The following is a 13,938-nucleotide window of genomic DNA, read 5'->3' as shown; positions in this document are numbered from 1 at the left end:
TCACGCCAACCAGACTTTCTGCGAGACTTTGCCGCTCATCAGGTCACCGGTCGGATCCTTGATCCAGCCCTGTACCTTGTCGCTGACGCCATCGACATAGTCGTTGAACATCGGACAGATCAGCCCGCCTTCATCGCGCACCATCATGCCCAACTCAGAGTACATCGCCTTGCGCTTGGTGGTATCCAATTCGGCCCGCGCCGCCAACAGCTTGGCATCGAAATCAGCGTTCTTGAAGCGGGTGTCATTCCAGTCCGCGGTCGACAGATAGGCGGTCGAATACATCTGGTCCTGCACCGGACGCCCACCCCAGTAAGAGGCACAGAACGGCTGCTTGTTCCACACTTCCGACCAATAGCCGTCATTCGGCTCGCGCTTGATTTCCAGCGGAATACCGGCCGCCTTGGCCGATTGCTGGAACAGCGCCGCCGCATCGACCGCACCGGGAAAGGCACCATCAGCGACGCGCAGCACGATCGGGCTGCCATCATGGCCGGACGCCTTGTAATGCGCTGCGGCTTTTTCCGGGTCATATTCGCGCTGCGGGATCGTTTCATCGAACAGCGGATAAGAAGCGTTGATTGGCATGTCGTTGCCCACCGAGCCATAGCCGCGAAGGATCTTGTCCACCATTTCCTGACGGTTGATCGCATATTTCAGCGCCATACGCAGGTCGTTGTTGTCAAACGGCGCGGTATCCACATGCATGATGAACACATAGTGACCGGGGCCACCGACGTTTTTCACCGAAATCCCCGGCGCACGGCCAAGCAGGCCCGCAACCTTGGGATCCACGCGGTTGACCACATGCACCTGACCCGATTGCAGCGCCGCCATCCGGGCGGTGGAATCGTTGATCGCAAGGATCTCGACCTCGTCAACGTGGCCAAGGCTGCTGTCCCAATAGTTGGGGTTCTTCTTCCACAGATGGCGCACGCCGGGCTCATCGACCTCCAGCATATAGGCACCTGTACCGACCCCGGCTGCGGGGTTCTCGAAACCGCCATCGGGCTGGATCATCAGGTGATAGTCCGCCATCAGATACGGCAGGTCGGCGTTGGGCGTCGCCAGCGTCAACGAAAACGTATCGCCCTCGGCCTTCATCGACTCAATACCGCGCAGAATGCCAAGCGCGCCGGATTTGGACTCTTCGTTCGAATGACGCTCCATCGTGCGCAGAACGTCCTGTGCCGTCAGTGCCTTGCCGTTGTGAAAATCAACGCCCGAGCGGATCTTGAACGTCCAGGTCTTGGCATCGGCGGTCGACTCGACCACCTCGGCCAGACGGTTCTGCAGCGACCCATCAGCTTCGACGTTCACCAGAGTTTCGCCAAACTGATACAGGTTGTGGAATGGCACCTGGCTGGCGGCCAGTGCGGGGTCAAGCGAGTTGGTGCTTTCGCCGCCAACCGACCCGATCTTGAGCGTGCCGCCCTTGACCGGACCTGCCGCCTGAACCGCGCTTGCCAGCATCGTGTTCGCGGCCGCCGCCGTCACACCAAGTGCGCCCACCCGGCCGACGAACTCGCGCCGTGTCATCTTGCCCGCGCCGACGCGCGCCTTAAGAAATTCAATCTGGTCGTTCATGGCCGTCTCCCGTTGGTCATAGTTGTGATGTCTGGCCGGTAGGTCCGGCTTATATTGACTGATGAGTCAACAATGCCGATTGAAACCCACCGATCAAGGATTTTCTTGATGCGCGCCGCTACCTTTCGTGTTGCGGCCTCACATCTGATCGCGTGCAGTTTATATCGATCATGTCACGCTGAAGGATAACTGTGTCGTTTTCATACGCGTCCAGCCGGGCCGTCAGATGAAAATGCCTCGCATCCGGCCACATCCTGGACTTTGTTTCGCAGTAAAGATGCCGCTGCCCGCCCCGCCCGTCCAGACAAGCATATGCCATCGGCCAAGGTGATCTCGGTGTGATCTCCGGTTTGGGCATCTCGTGGATCGGGCTCAGCGCAACTGCGGGCATATCCTGCTTCATGCGCGCATCCTCTGCCCCCGCGGGCCAGACGTCAACCCGTGGATATTACGGTATTGTTACAATTACTTACCCGGAGATCTTCACAAAAGTCACACACTCATCGTCGCCGCGACCGCCGCGCGCCAACGGGCATAGCGCGCCTCACGCGCGGGCTCTGCCATCGTTGGGGTAAACCGCGCCTCGGCGGCCCAGGTGGCGGCAAATTCCGCCTGATCCGGGTAAACCCCCGCCCGCATTCCAGCCAGCCACGCCACGCCCAACGCCGTTGTCTCCAACACCTTTGGCCGGTCCACCGGCGCCCCCAGAATATCCGCCAGAAACTGCATCGTCCAATCCGAGGCGGCCATGCCCCCATCCACCCGCAACGTTGTCTGATCTGCCCCGCGCGCCGCAACCGGCCAATCGGCCTGCATCGCCTCCAGCAGATCGCGGGTCTGAAACCCCACGCTTTCCAGCGCCGCCCGCGACAGTTCGGGCGGGCCGGAATTGCGCGTCAGCCCGTAAATCGCCCCGCGGCAGTCCGGGCGCCAATACGGCGCGCCCAAGCCCGTGAAGGCCGGCACAAGCGTCACGTCCTGCGCCGGATCGGCCCGCATCGCCAATCCCTGCACTTCCGCTGCGTCCGCAATGATCCCCAACCCGTCACGCAGCCATTGCACCACCGCGCCCGCGATGAAAATCGACCCCTCCAAAGCATAGCTAACCTGCCCGTCCAGCTGACAGGCAATTGTGCTCAGCAACCGGTTTTGCGAGGCCACCATCGTGCCCCCCGTGTTAAGCAGCGCAAAGCATCCGGTGCCATAGGTCGATTTCATCATGCCGGGGCGAAAACACGCCTGCCCCATCGCCGCCGCCTGCTGATCGCCGGCCACACCCAAAATCGGCACAGGCGCCCCCAACAGATCGGTCACCCCAAAGTCCGAGGCGCAATCGCGCACCTCGGGCAGCATCTCCACCGGGATATCCAGCAGATCACAGATCGTCTGGCTCCACCGCCCCTTGCGAATGTCATAAAGCAGCGTGCGCGCCGCATTGGTCGCATCGGTCAGATGGCTGCGCCCGCCGGTCAGCTTCCAGATCAGATAACTGTCAACCGTCCCAAACCGCAGCTTGCCTGCTTTGGCCCGCGCCCGCGCGCCCGCCACATGATCCAAAATCCATTTCAGCTTGGTTCCTGAAAAATACGGGTCCAGCAACAGCCCCGTCCGTGCGGTGATCATCGGCTCGTGCCCGGCCGTGCGCAACGCGGCGCAGACATCGGCGGTGCGGCGATCCTGCCACACAATCGCGTTGTGGATCGGCTGGCCGGTCTCGACATCCCAAACCAGCGTCGTCTCGCGCTGATTGGTGATCCCGATCGCAGCCACATCGCGCGCGCCGAGCCCCGCCTGCGTCAAAACCGCATGCGCAGATTCCAGCGTGCTTTGCCACAGATCATCGGGCACATGCTCTACCCAGCCCGAGGCCGGGAAATGCTGCGCAAACTCTTGCTGCGCCACGGCCACCACCTGCATCTGCCCATCAAACAGGATCGCACGGCTTGATGTCGTGCCCTGATCCAGCGCCAGAATATGCGTCATCTCTCCTCCTCCCGGCCTTGGCCCCGCTGCTCCCGTCAGCCTAGCGCGTCACGCCTGCGCGCGCATCCAATCCTCAACCGCCCGCACCTGCGCCGGGTCCAGCCCCAGCCCCAGCTTGCTGCGCCGCCACAGCGCATCCTGTGCGGTTCGGGCATATTCCCGCGCCACCATCCAGCGCAGTTCAGCCTCGGTCAGGGTCGCGCCGAAATCCTGCCCCAGATCGGCAGCGCTGTTGGCATCGCCCAACACCTCCCAGGTCTCGGTGCCATAGGCCCGGAACAGCCGCAACGCCCAAGCCGCCGTCAAAAAAGGAAAATCAGCCTGCAAGGCGGCGATCCTGTCCTGCACCTCGGCCACAGGAAAATCCCCGCCCGGCAAAGCGGCCCCCGCCGTCCATGCCTCTCCCATGCCAGAAACCAGCGGTGCCAGTTTTTGCAACGCATGCTCGGCCAGCCGCCTATAGGTGGTGATCTTGCCGCCAAACACCGACAGCAACGGCGCGCCGTGGTCGTCCAGCTTCAGCACATAATCCCGCGTCGCCGACTGCGCGCTGCCCGCCCCGTCATCATACAAAGGCCGCACACCGGAATAGGTCCAGACAATATCATCCCGGCTCAGCCGCTGCTTGAAATAGCCATTGGCGAAATTCAGCAAATAATCGGTCTCAGCCTCGGTGATCGCGGGGGGCGTGTTGGGGTCAGTGTGATCGGCATCCGTCGTCCCGATCAGCGTAAACTCCTGCTCATAGGGGATCGCAAAAATGATCCGCCCATCAGTGCCCTGAAAGAAATAGCATTTGTCGTGATCAAACAGCCGCCGCGTCACGATGTGGCTGCCGCGCACCAACCGCACGCTGGCCGGGCTGTTCACATGTGCCACCTGCCCCAGCACCTGCTGCACCCAAGGTCCCGCGGCATTCACCAACGCCCGCGCCCGGATCACCTGCGTCTGCCCGCCGACCTCAACCGTGATCCGCCAGCCATCGGCGTCGCGCTCTGTCCCCGTCACGCGGGTCCGGGTCAGGATCGTGGCGCCCTTGGCCGCCGCATCGCGGGCGTTCAGAACCACCAGCCGCGAATCCTGCACCCAACAATCGGAATACTCAAACGCACGCGCGTATTTTTCCTGCAACGCAGCGCCTGCCGGATCGCTGCGCAGGTTCAACGCCCGCGTCGCGGGCAAAATCTTCCGCCCGCCCAGATGGTCATACAAAAACAACCCCGCCCGGATCATCCAGGCCGGCCTGCGCCCGCGCATCCACGGCATGAAGACCGACAACACCCGCGAGGCCGGGGTTTCCGCCTCGAACCGCATATCGCGGTGCAACGGCAGCACGAACCGCATCGGCCAGCTGATATGCGGCATCGCACGCAGCAGAACCTCGCGTTCAATCAGCGCCTCGCGCACCAGCCGCAGCTCGAAATATTCCAGATACCGCAACCCGCCATGAAACAGCTTGGTCGACGCGGACGAGGTCGCCCCCGCCAAATCGCCCATCTCGGCCAGACAGACCGACATGCCCCGCCCCGCCGCGTCGCGGGCAATGCCGCAGCCATTGATGCCGCCGCCAATCACGAACAGGTCATAGAATGGGGTGTCGGGCATGGGACAGGTCCGTATTGAGGCGCTCTGGCAACTCTATGCGCCGACGCGAAGACTCGGGTCAAGCCAAGCTCGGGCAAAGCGCACTCCCCGCATCCCGCTCAGTTTTCAGGCGATTGCTTACGTTTTAGTCATACGCCCTAGTAAAGATCGCCCTCCCACTTGCATCGCCACCTTTTTCAGCGTCTTCTCAATTGAAACTCAACCCTTCTCAACAGCGGGCTCATGGATACGAAACCAAGTTTTTTTGACGAAATGTTCGAAGGGACCGAGCTGCCGCGACAGCCCTATTCCCGCTACAATGATTGGTTCGTTGGCGAGGATGCTAAAGAGCTGCGCAAGAAATCAGCAGAGGCAGAAGCCTTTTTCCGGCGCATAGGCATCACTTTCAACGTCTATGGGCAGCAAGACGCCGACGAGCGTCTGATCCCCTTTGACATCGTGCCCCGTATCATCGCCGCCCGCGAATGGCAGCGGCTTGAACAAGGCATCGAACAGCGCGTCCGCGCAATCAACGCCTTTCTGCACGACATCTATCACCGTCAGGAAATCCTGCGCGCCGGGCGCTTGCCGCGCGAAATCATCGCTCGCAATGAAGCCTTCCTGCCACAGATGATCGGGCTCAACCCGCCCGGCGGCGTCTATACCCATGTCGTCGGCACCGATCTGGTGCGCACCGGCGAAAATGAATTCTACGTGCTCGAAGACAACGCCCGCACCCCGTCAGGCGTGTCCTACATGCTGGAAAATCGCGAAACGATGCTCCAGATGTTCCCCGAGCTGTTCACCCAGCTAAAAGTCCGCCCCGTCAGCAGCTATCCGCAGAACCTGCGCCGCTCGCTGTCCGATTGCGCCCCGCCCGCCTTCAACGGCGACCGGCCGGTCGTGGCGGTCCTGACGCCCGGCATCCATAACTCGGCCTATTTCGAACATGCGTTTCTGGCCGATCAGATGGGCGCCGAACTGGTCGAATCCCACGATCTGCGCATCGTTGACGGGCGCGTGGCCATGCGCACCACCCTTGGATATCAGGCGATCGACGTGATTTATCGCCGGATCGACGATGAATATCTTGATCCGCTGAACTTCAACCCCAACAGCCTGTTGGGCGTGCCCGGCATCATGGATGTCTACCGTGCGGGCGGCATCACCATTGCCAACGCCCCCGGCACCGGCATTGCTGACGACAAGGCGCTCTATTCCTATATGCCCGATATCGTCGAATTCTATACCGGCGAAAAGTCGATCCTGCAAAATGTGCCGACCTGGCGTTGCTCGGAGCCTGACAGCCTGAAATACGTGCTCGAGAACCTCAAGGATCTGGTCGTCAAAGAGGTGCACGGCTCGGGCGGCTACGGCATGCTGGTCGGCCCCGCCGCCAGCAAACGCGAACTGGCCCGGTTCGAAAAGAAACTGCGCGCGCGCCCCTCGAACTATATCGCACAGCCAACGCTGGCCCTGTCCACCGTGCCGATCATGACCAAAAAGGGCCTTGCCCCGCGCCACGTCGATCTGCGCCCCTTCGTGCTGGTTTCGCCCAACCGGGTGCAGATCACGCCCGGCGGGCTGACGCGTGTCGCGCTGAAAGAGGGGTCGCTGGTGGTGAACTCATCACAGGGCGGCGGCACCAAAGATACATGGGTTTTGGGGGACTAACAGGCGATGCTGGGAAAAACCGCAGGCGGGCTGTTCTGGATGTTCCGCTATCTTGAACGCTGTGAAAACACCTCGCGACTGGTCGAGGCGGGCTGGCGCATCGCGCTGACCCGGACAGGCGATACCGAAAGTGAATGGGAATCGGTGATCAACACCGCCGGCATCCGTCCACTGTATGACGAGAAATACGATGATTTCGAAGCGAGCCATGTGATCAACTTCCTGCTGCGCGACGCCGACAACCCATCGTCGGTGCTGTCGTCGATCAACGTCGCACGCTCGAACGCGCGCCTTGTGCGCACCGCCCTTTCTGCCGAGGTTTGGGAGGCGGTCAACGAATACTGGATGGCGATGAAAACCGTCCTTGCCCGCCCGGTCAGCGAACGCAACCTTGCCCCGATCCTGGCAGAAATCCGCAATAAAACCGCCGTGGTGCGCGGCATGTTGCACGGCACGATGCTGCGCAATGACATCTATAACTTCTGCCGGATGGGCACCTTTGTGGAACGCGCCGACAATACCGCGCGCATTCTGGACGTTAAATATTACGTCCTGCTGCCCTCGGCCTCGTTTGTCGGCTCGTCGATGGACAATACCCAATGGGAAAACATCCTGCGCTCGGTGTCGGCCCAACGCGCCTTCAGCTGGCTGCACGGCGGTGAAATCACCCCCGCCGCAATCGCCGACTTCCTGATCATGGATCGTCGGATGCCCTGCTCTCTGGCCTTCTGCTATGACAAAATCCGCGAGAACCTGTACCATCTGGAGGGGGATTACGGCATTCGGCAAAGCAGTCAGGATCTGGCTGATACGCTGTGTGCCAAGTTCAACGGGCGCGAAGTGGCCGCGATTTTCGAGGACGGCCTGCACGAATTTCTGGAAACCTCGATCCGTGACACGGCCCATCTGGCCAGTCTGATCGAACAGGATTTCCGCTTTTACGGATAGGGCATATGCGGCTGAAAATCACTCACACCACCACCTACAGCTATGACAGCCCCGATGCTTATGCGTTGCAGCAGCTGCGGCTGATCCCGCGCTCGGGCCACGGTCAGCAGGTGCTGAAGTGGACCTCGACCATCACCGGCGGCACCCGGCAGCTTGGATATGACGATCAGTTCGATAACCATGTCGAGCTGATCCTGATCGACCCTGATGCCATGAAAGTGGAAATCATCAGTGAAGGCGTGGTCGAGATTGAAAATCGCAACGGTGTGATCGGCCAACACAAGGGCTGCGCTCCGGTCTGGCTGTTCGAAGCGGCAACCGACACAACCGCCCCCGGCAAGGCCCTGCGCAAACTGGTGCAGCAGCTGAAACCTCTGCCCGACGAAAACGATCTGGGCCGGATGCACCGGCTGTCACGTGTCATCGGCGAACAGGTCGCCTATCGCCCCGGACAGACCAATGCCGCCACCACCGCCGAAGACGCGCTCGAGGCCGGGCATGGCGTTTGCCAGGATCACGCCCACATCATGATCGCCTCCGCCCGCATGATGGGCTTCGCCGCGCGCTATGTCAGCGGCTATCTGCTGATGGATGACACCGAAGATCAGGACGCCAGCCACGCGTGGTGCGAAATCTGGGTCGAGCCGCTGGGCTGGGTCGGGTTTGACATCTCCAACGCCGTCTGCCCCGATGACAGATATGTGCGTGTGGCCGTGGGTCGCGATTACCGCGATGCCGCCCCCGTACACGGTATTCGTCAGGGATCGGGCACCGAAGATCTGCATGTGGCCTTGAAAGTTCAGCAGCAGACTGATCAATAGGCAGCATGATCCTGAATCAGGCGACCCTATCATGACCTATTGCGTTGGCCTCTGCCTTGACCGTGGCATGGTCTTCATGTCCGACACCCGCACCAATGCCGGGGTCGACAACATTTCGACCTTCCGCAAGATGACCAACTGGGATGTGCCCGGCGAACGCTCGATCACCTTGATGAGCGCGGGCAATCTGGCCACCACACAGGCCGTCGTCAGCCTGATCGAGGAACGCTCGAAAGAGGTCGCCGACCGCGACCCCGATATCATGTCCGCCAAAAGCATGTTCCAGGTCGCCACTCTGGTCGGCAGGACCCTCAAGGAAGTGATCGCCGCCAATGCCGTGATGGTCGGCCAGCGCGCCGATTCTGCCTTCAACGCCACGCTTCTGGTCGGCGGTCAGGTCGGAGACGGCGAAATGCGCCTGTTCCTGATCTATCCCGAAGGCAACTTCATCGAGGCCAGCGCCGACACCCCGTTCTTTCAGATTGGCGAAACCAAATACGGCCGCCCGATCATCCTGCGCGCCTATGACCCGACCATGAGCTTTGAAGAGGCGATCAAGCTTCTGCTGGTGTCGTTCGACAGCACGATCAAGGCCAACCTCTCGGTCAGCCCGCCGCTGGACGTGCACATATACGAGCGCGACAGCCTGCAACTCGGGCGCACCTTCCGCATTGATGGCGATGATCCCTATTTCCTCGAAATCTCGAATGGCTGGGGCGCCGCCCTGCGCGAGGCGTTCACCCGCCTGCCCCCCTTCAGCTTCGACAAATACGACTAAGCGCGGCGCTCGGCTAAGCCCACTCAGACGCCCAGGTACCGATCTGTCAGATCGGCATCCAGCGCGCCCATCGCCCCGGTCCAAACCGTCCTGCCCCGCTCGACAACAACCGCGCGATCCGCCACGCCGGACAATTCGCGCAGCGATTTGTCCACCACCAAAATCGCCAGCCCGGTCTCGGCCTTCAGCCGCGCAATCGCGGTCCAGATTTCCTGCCGCACCACCGGGGCCAATCCTTCGGTCGCCTCATCCAGTATCAGCAGCCGCGGGTTGGTCATCAGCGCCCGGCCGATCGCCAGCATCTGCTGCTCGCCCCCCGACAACGACGCCGCGACCTGATCCGCCCGCTCGTCCAGTCGCGGAAACAACTGCGCCACCCGCGCCAGATCCCAATCCCCCGCCTGCGCGCTGGCGATCAAGTTTTCCCGCACCGTCAGGGGCGCAAAGCAGCGCCGCCCCTCAGGCACCAGACCAATCCCCAGCCGCGCCGCGCGAAATGATGGTAACCGCCGCAGGTCCTGCCCGGCAAACCCGATCTCGCCGTCACTGGCCGCAATCATCCGGCAAATCGCCTTGATCGTGGTGGTCTTGCCCATACCGTTGCGCCCCATCAGCGCCACGACCTCGCCCTCGGCCACCTCCAGATCGACCCCGAACAACGCCTGCGACGCGCCGTATTTCACGCACAGCCCTTTGACTGACAACAGGCTCATGCCGCGTCCTCCGCGCCCAGATATGCCTGCCGCACCTCGGCGTTGGCGCGAATTTCAGGCCCGGTGCCGGTGGCAATCACCCGGCCATAGACCAGCACCGAAATCCGATCGGCCAGCGCAAACACCGCGTCCATGTCGTGCTCCACCAACAGGATCGGCGCCTCGGCCCGCAACCCGTCCAGCAACCCGGTCAGATGCTTCGATCCCTCCGCCCCCAGCCCCGCCATCGGCTCGTCCATCAAGAACGCCCGTGGCCCCAGCGTCAGCGCCACCGCCACCTCAAGCTGGCGCCGCTGGCCATGGCTCAGCTCGGCCGTGCGGGTCGCGGCCTGATCCTGCAACCCAACCCGCTCCAGCGCCTGCATCGCCACCTCGGTCAGTTCACGATTCCGCATCACATCCCGGAAAAACCGAAACACCCCGCCGCGCGCACCCAACGCCCCCAGCACCGCATTTTGCAGCACCGTGTGCTCCATCGCCAAGGCCGATATCTGAAACGTTCGCCCCAGCCCCATCCTTGCCCGCGCCACCGTGCCCAACCCGGTCACGTCGCGGCCCAGAAACTGCACCGTGCCGCTGTCAGGCGCCAGATTGCCCGCGATCTGTTTGATCAGCGTCGATTTCCCGGCCCCGTTCGGCCCAATCAGCGCATGAATTTCCCCCGCCCGCAAATCCAGAGAAATCTCAGTGCTGGCCTGAACCGCACCAAACGCCTTGCTGATGCCGCGCGTTTGCAAAACCACCTCAGTCATGCGCCACCTCGCGCCCCGCCAGCGTGCCGATCAACCCGCCGCGCGCAAACAGCACCACCGCCAACAGCAACAGGCCCAGCCAGATCTGCCAATAATCGCTGACCCCGCCCAACAGATGCTCCAGCAGAATATACAGCGCCGCCCCCGCCACCGGCCCAAACAGCCGCGCCACCCCGCCAAGGATCACAAACACCATGATCTCGCCACTGGTGTGCCAGCTGAACATTGTCGGGCTGACAAAGCGGTTCAGATCGGCATAAAGCGCGCCCGCCAACCCCGTCACCGCGCCCGAGATCGCAAACGCCACCAACCGCACCCGATAGGGCGCAATCCCCACCGTTTCCACCCGCGCCGCACTCTGCCGTGCCGCGCTCAGCGCCAGCCCAAAGGGCGACCGCGCCAGCCGCGCCGCGCCGAACAGCACCACCCCCAGCACCGCATAGCACAGCAGCAGAAACTGCACCGGATCCAGCGTATTCAGCCCCGGAAACCCGTTGCGCACATAGATCGACAACCCATCTTCGCCGCCATAAGCCGACCAAGAGATGGCGAAATAATACAGCATTTGACCAAAGGCCAACGTGATCATGATGAAATACACCCCCGAGGTCCGCAGCGACAACGCCCCGATCACCAGCGCCGCCAGACCGCTCGCCATCATCGCTACCACCCAGATCACCGGCATGGATTTGCTGCCCTCGATCAGCAGCGGCCACTCCATCAGCGGCGTGTAACTCTGCACATGGCTGGCCAGTATCCCCATCGCATAGCCGCCGATGCCGAAAAACGCCGCATGCCCAAAACTGACCAACCCGCCCAGCCCCAGCGCGATGTTCAACCCCACCCCAGCCAGCGCCAGAATCGCCACTTTGGTGGCCAGCGTCAGAATGAACGGCTCGTCCGCCATCCACGCCCACAGCGGCACCACCAGCATCGCCAGCACCACCGCCGCATTGATCGCCCGCTCACGCTTCATGCCGCCGCTCCGAACAACCCCGAGGGGCGCACCACCAGAACCGCCGCCATCAGGATATAAATCGACATCGACGACAAAGACGCCCCCAGTGCCGCCGCCTCGCTTGGCGCCATCACCAGGCCAAACACCTGCGGCAGCAGAACCCCGCCCAGCGTATCGGTCATCCCCACCAGCAGCGCGCCCACGAACGCGCCCTTGATCGACCCAATCCCGCCGATCACCACCACCACAAACGCCAGAATAAGCACTGGCTCGCCCATGCCCACCTGCACCGACTGGATCGCGCCCACCAGCGCGCCCGCCAACCCGGCCAGCGCTGCCCCCAGCGCAAAAACCGCCGTGTAAAGCTTTGAGATATCAACCCCAAGTGCTGCAATCATCTCGCGGTCCGCCTCGCCCGCGCGGATCTGAATACCCAGCCGCGTCTTCGCGATCAGCGCAAACAGCGCCGCCGCCACCGCCAGCCCCACCGCGATGATGGCCAGACGGTACAGCGGATACTGAATGCCTCCCGGCAGCGTCACCGGCCCCGACAGATACACCGGCACATCCAGATACAGCGGAAACGAGCCGAACACCCACCGCGTCCCCTCGGACAGGATCAGGATCAAGGCAAAGGTCGCCAGCACCTGATCCAGGTGATCACGCGCATACAGTCGCCGGATCACCACCAGCTCGATCAGCGCGCCCGCCGCCGCCGCCGCCGCCAGCGCCGCAATCAACGCCAACCCGAATGACCCGGTCCACCCGGCCACCGCCGCCGCCGCAAACGCGCCCACCATATACAGCGAGCCATGCGCCAGATTGATCAGCCCCATGACGCCAAACACCAAGGTCAGCCCCGCCGCCATCAAAAACAGCATCACCCCGAACTGAAGCCCGTTCAGGACCTGTTCGACAAAAAGCAAAATTGTCATGCTGTGCCTGTTTCCTGCCTTGCAACGCAGGCCCCGACCACCGCCGGGGCCTGCTGATTTTCTCTTACATCTTGCACTCGGCGGCGTAAGCGTCAGCCCGATCTTCCAGTGCGACGCCGATGATCTTGTTGGTGATCACGTCACCCTCCTTGATCACCTCACGGACATAGATGTCCTGAATCGGATGATGGTTCGGCCCGAATTTGAAATCGCCCCGAACGCTGGCAAAATCCGCGGCCTCCAGCGCCGCACGGAACGCATCGGCGTCCTTCACATCTGCTTTGTCCATGGCCGAAATCAGCAGGTTCGCCGTGTCAAACCCCTGCGCCGCATACAGCGACGGCAACCGGCCATACTCTGCACTGAAGGTCTCGACAAACGCCTTGTTCGCGGCGTTATCCAGATCCTTACCCCACTGCGAGGTGTTCTTGACCCCCAAAGCAGCCTCGCCCACAGCGCCCAGAATGCCCTGATCAAAGCTGAACGCCGGGCCCACCACTGGCAACCCAACGCCGCTGTCGGCATATTGCTTCATAAAGGAAATCCCCATGCCGCCGGGCAGAAAGAAGAACACGCTGTCTGCCCCGCTGGCCCGGATCTGCGCGATCTCAGCCGCATAATCGGTCTGCCCCAGCTTGGTATAGATCTCGCCCGCCAGCTCACCGGTATAAAACCGCTTGAACCCGGTCAGGCTGTCTTTGCCCGCAGGATAGTTCGGCGCCAGAATGAACGGCTTTTTATACCCCGCCCCGGTCACATACGCCCCCGCACCCTCGTGCAGGTTGTCGTTCTGATACGAGACCGCAAAGTAATTCTTGTGGCACCCCTTGCCCGCCAACACCGCCGGGGCCGCGTTGACCGATAGGTAAAACTTGCCCTGCGCCGTCGCCGCAGGCACCACCGCCATTGCCAGATTGGACCAGATGATCCCGGTCAGCACATCCACCTTGTCCGACTGGATCATCTTGTCGGCCAGTTGAACCGCGATCTCGGGCTTGCGCTGATCATCCTCGATCACCACCTCCAGATCGCTGCGCCCGGCCTGTTTCACCGCCAGCATGAAGCCGTCGCGCGCATCCAGCCCAAGTCCCGCCCCGCCGCCGGACAACGTGGTAATCATCCCCACCTTCACACCTTCGGCCAGACCCGGCGCCGCACTCAGCCCCGCCGCAATGGCCAAAGCGGCCAGTTTCACCATCTTCATT

Annotated in this window: 12 protein-coding genes; 4 read left to right on the top strand and 8 right to left on the bottom strand. The window is 62.2% G+C overall.

Annotation, left to right across the window (positions count from 1 at the left end; genetic code table 11):
• The 3 genes from BSF79_RS08995 to glpD form a co-directional block, all read right to left on the bottom strand.
• The gene (locus tag BSF79_RS08995) at window positions 1–1,587 is read right to left on the bottom strand and encodes an ABC transporter substrate-binding protein (protein WP_090269564.1); all 1,587 of its coding nucleotides are present in this window, start codon (window positions 1,585–1,587) and stop codon (window positions 1–3) included.
• A gap of 492 nt (window positions 1,588–2,079) precedes the next feature.
• Window positions 2,080–3,570 (bottom strand): glycerol kinase GlpK, encoded by a 1,491-nt coding sequence (gene glpK, locus BSF79_RS08985; protein WP_090269562.1) that lies wholly within the window; start codon window positions 3,568–3,570, stop codon window positions 2,080–2,082.
• A gap of 48 nt (window positions 3,571–3,618) precedes the next feature.
• Complete coding sequence (gene glpD, locus BSF79_RS08980) at window positions 3,619–5,175, bottom strand: glycerol-3-phosphate dehydrogenase (protein ID WP_090269561.1); 1,557 nt, start codon at window positions 5,173–5,175, stop codon at window positions 3,619–3,621.
• Between the two features lie 222 nt (window positions 5,176–5,397).
• Between glpD and BSF79_RS08975 the strand changes: the two genes are divergently transcribed.
• The 4 genes from BSF79_RS08975 to BSF79_RS08960 are packed head-to-tail and all read left to right on the top strand — an operon-like array spanning window position 5,398 to window position 9,375.
• Window positions 5,398–6,828: a circularly permuted type 2 ATP-grasp protein gene (locus BSF79_RS08975; RefSeq protein ID WP_090269560.1), complete on the top strand. Its 1,431-nt coding sequence runs from the start codon at window positions 5,398–5,400 to the stop codon at window positions 6,826–6,828.
• Between the two features lie 6 nt (window positions 6,829–6,834).
• The gene (locus BSF79_RS08970; protein WP_090269559.1) at window positions 6,835–7,776 is read left to right on the top strand and encodes an alpha-E domain-containing protein; all 942 of its coding nucleotides are present in this window, start codon (window positions 6,835–6,837) and stop codon (window positions 7,774–7,776) included.
• Window positions 7,777–7,781: 5 nt separating this feature from the next.
• The gene (locus BSF79_RS08965) at window positions 7,782–8,597 is read left to right on the top strand and encodes a transglutaminase family protein (RefSeq protein WP_090269558.1); all 816 of its coding nucleotides are present in this window, start codon (window positions 7,782–7,784) and stop codon (window positions 8,595–8,597) included.
• 31 nt (window positions 8,598–8,628) lie between these two features.
• Window positions 8,629–9,375: a proteasome-type protease gene (locus tag BSF79_RS08960; protein ID WP_090269557.1), complete on the top strand. Its 747-nt coding sequence runs from the start codon at window positions 8,629–8,631 to the stop codon at window positions 9,373–9,375.
• A 23-nt stretch (window positions 9,376–9,398) separates the two neighbouring features.
• On the opposite strand, the gene BSF79_RS08955 is transcribed toward BSF79_RS08960, so the two are convergent.
• From BSF79_RS08955 to BSF79_RS08935, 5 genes are all read right to left on the bottom strand, one after another.
• Window positions 9,399–10,088, bottom strand: a complete 690-nt coding sequence (locus BSF79_RS08955; protein WP_090269556.1) for an ABC transporter ATP-binding protein — start codon at window positions 10,086–10,088, stop codon at window positions 9,399–9,401.
• Window positions 10,085–10,840 (bottom strand): ABC transporter ATP-binding protein, encoded by a 756-nt coding sequence (locus tag BSF79_RS08950; protein ID WP_090269555.1) that lies wholly within the window; start codon window positions 10,838–10,840, stop codon window positions 10,085–10,087. Before BSF79_RS08950 ends, BSF79_RS08955 begins: the two co-directional genes overlap by 4 nt.
• Complete coding sequence (locus tag BSF79_RS08945) at window positions 10,833–11,816, bottom strand: branched-chain amino acid ABC transporter permease (protein ID WP_090269554.1); 984 nt, start codon at window positions 11,814–11,816, stop codon at window positions 10,833–10,835. The genes BSF79_RS08950 and BSF79_RS08945 overlap by 8 nt, the downstream gene beginning before the upstream one ends.
• Entirely contained in the window at window positions 11,813–12,733 is a 921-nt protein-coding gene (locus BSF79_RS08940) for a branched-chain amino acid ABC transporter permease (RefSeq protein WP_090269553.1), read from the bottom strand. The genes BSF79_RS08945 and BSF79_RS08940 overlap by 4 nt, the downstream gene beginning before the upstream one ends.
• A 64-nt stretch (window positions 12,734–12,797) precedes the next feature.
• Window positions 12,798–13,931, bottom strand: coding sequence for an ABC transporter substrate-binding protein (locus BSF79_RS08935; RefSeq protein ID WP_217650054.1), 1,134 nt, complete (start codon window positions 13,929–13,931; stop codon window positions 12,798–12,800).
• Window positions 13,932–13,938: the final 7 nt, after the last annotated feature.

The organism is Thalassovita taeanensis (assembly GCF_900110775.1).
Lineage (GTDB): Bacteria > Pseudomonadota > Alphaproteobacteria > Rhodobacterales > Rhodobacteraceae > Litorimicrobium > Litorimicrobium taeanense.
This window is presented reverse-complemented; position numbering and strand designations above follow the sequence as displayed.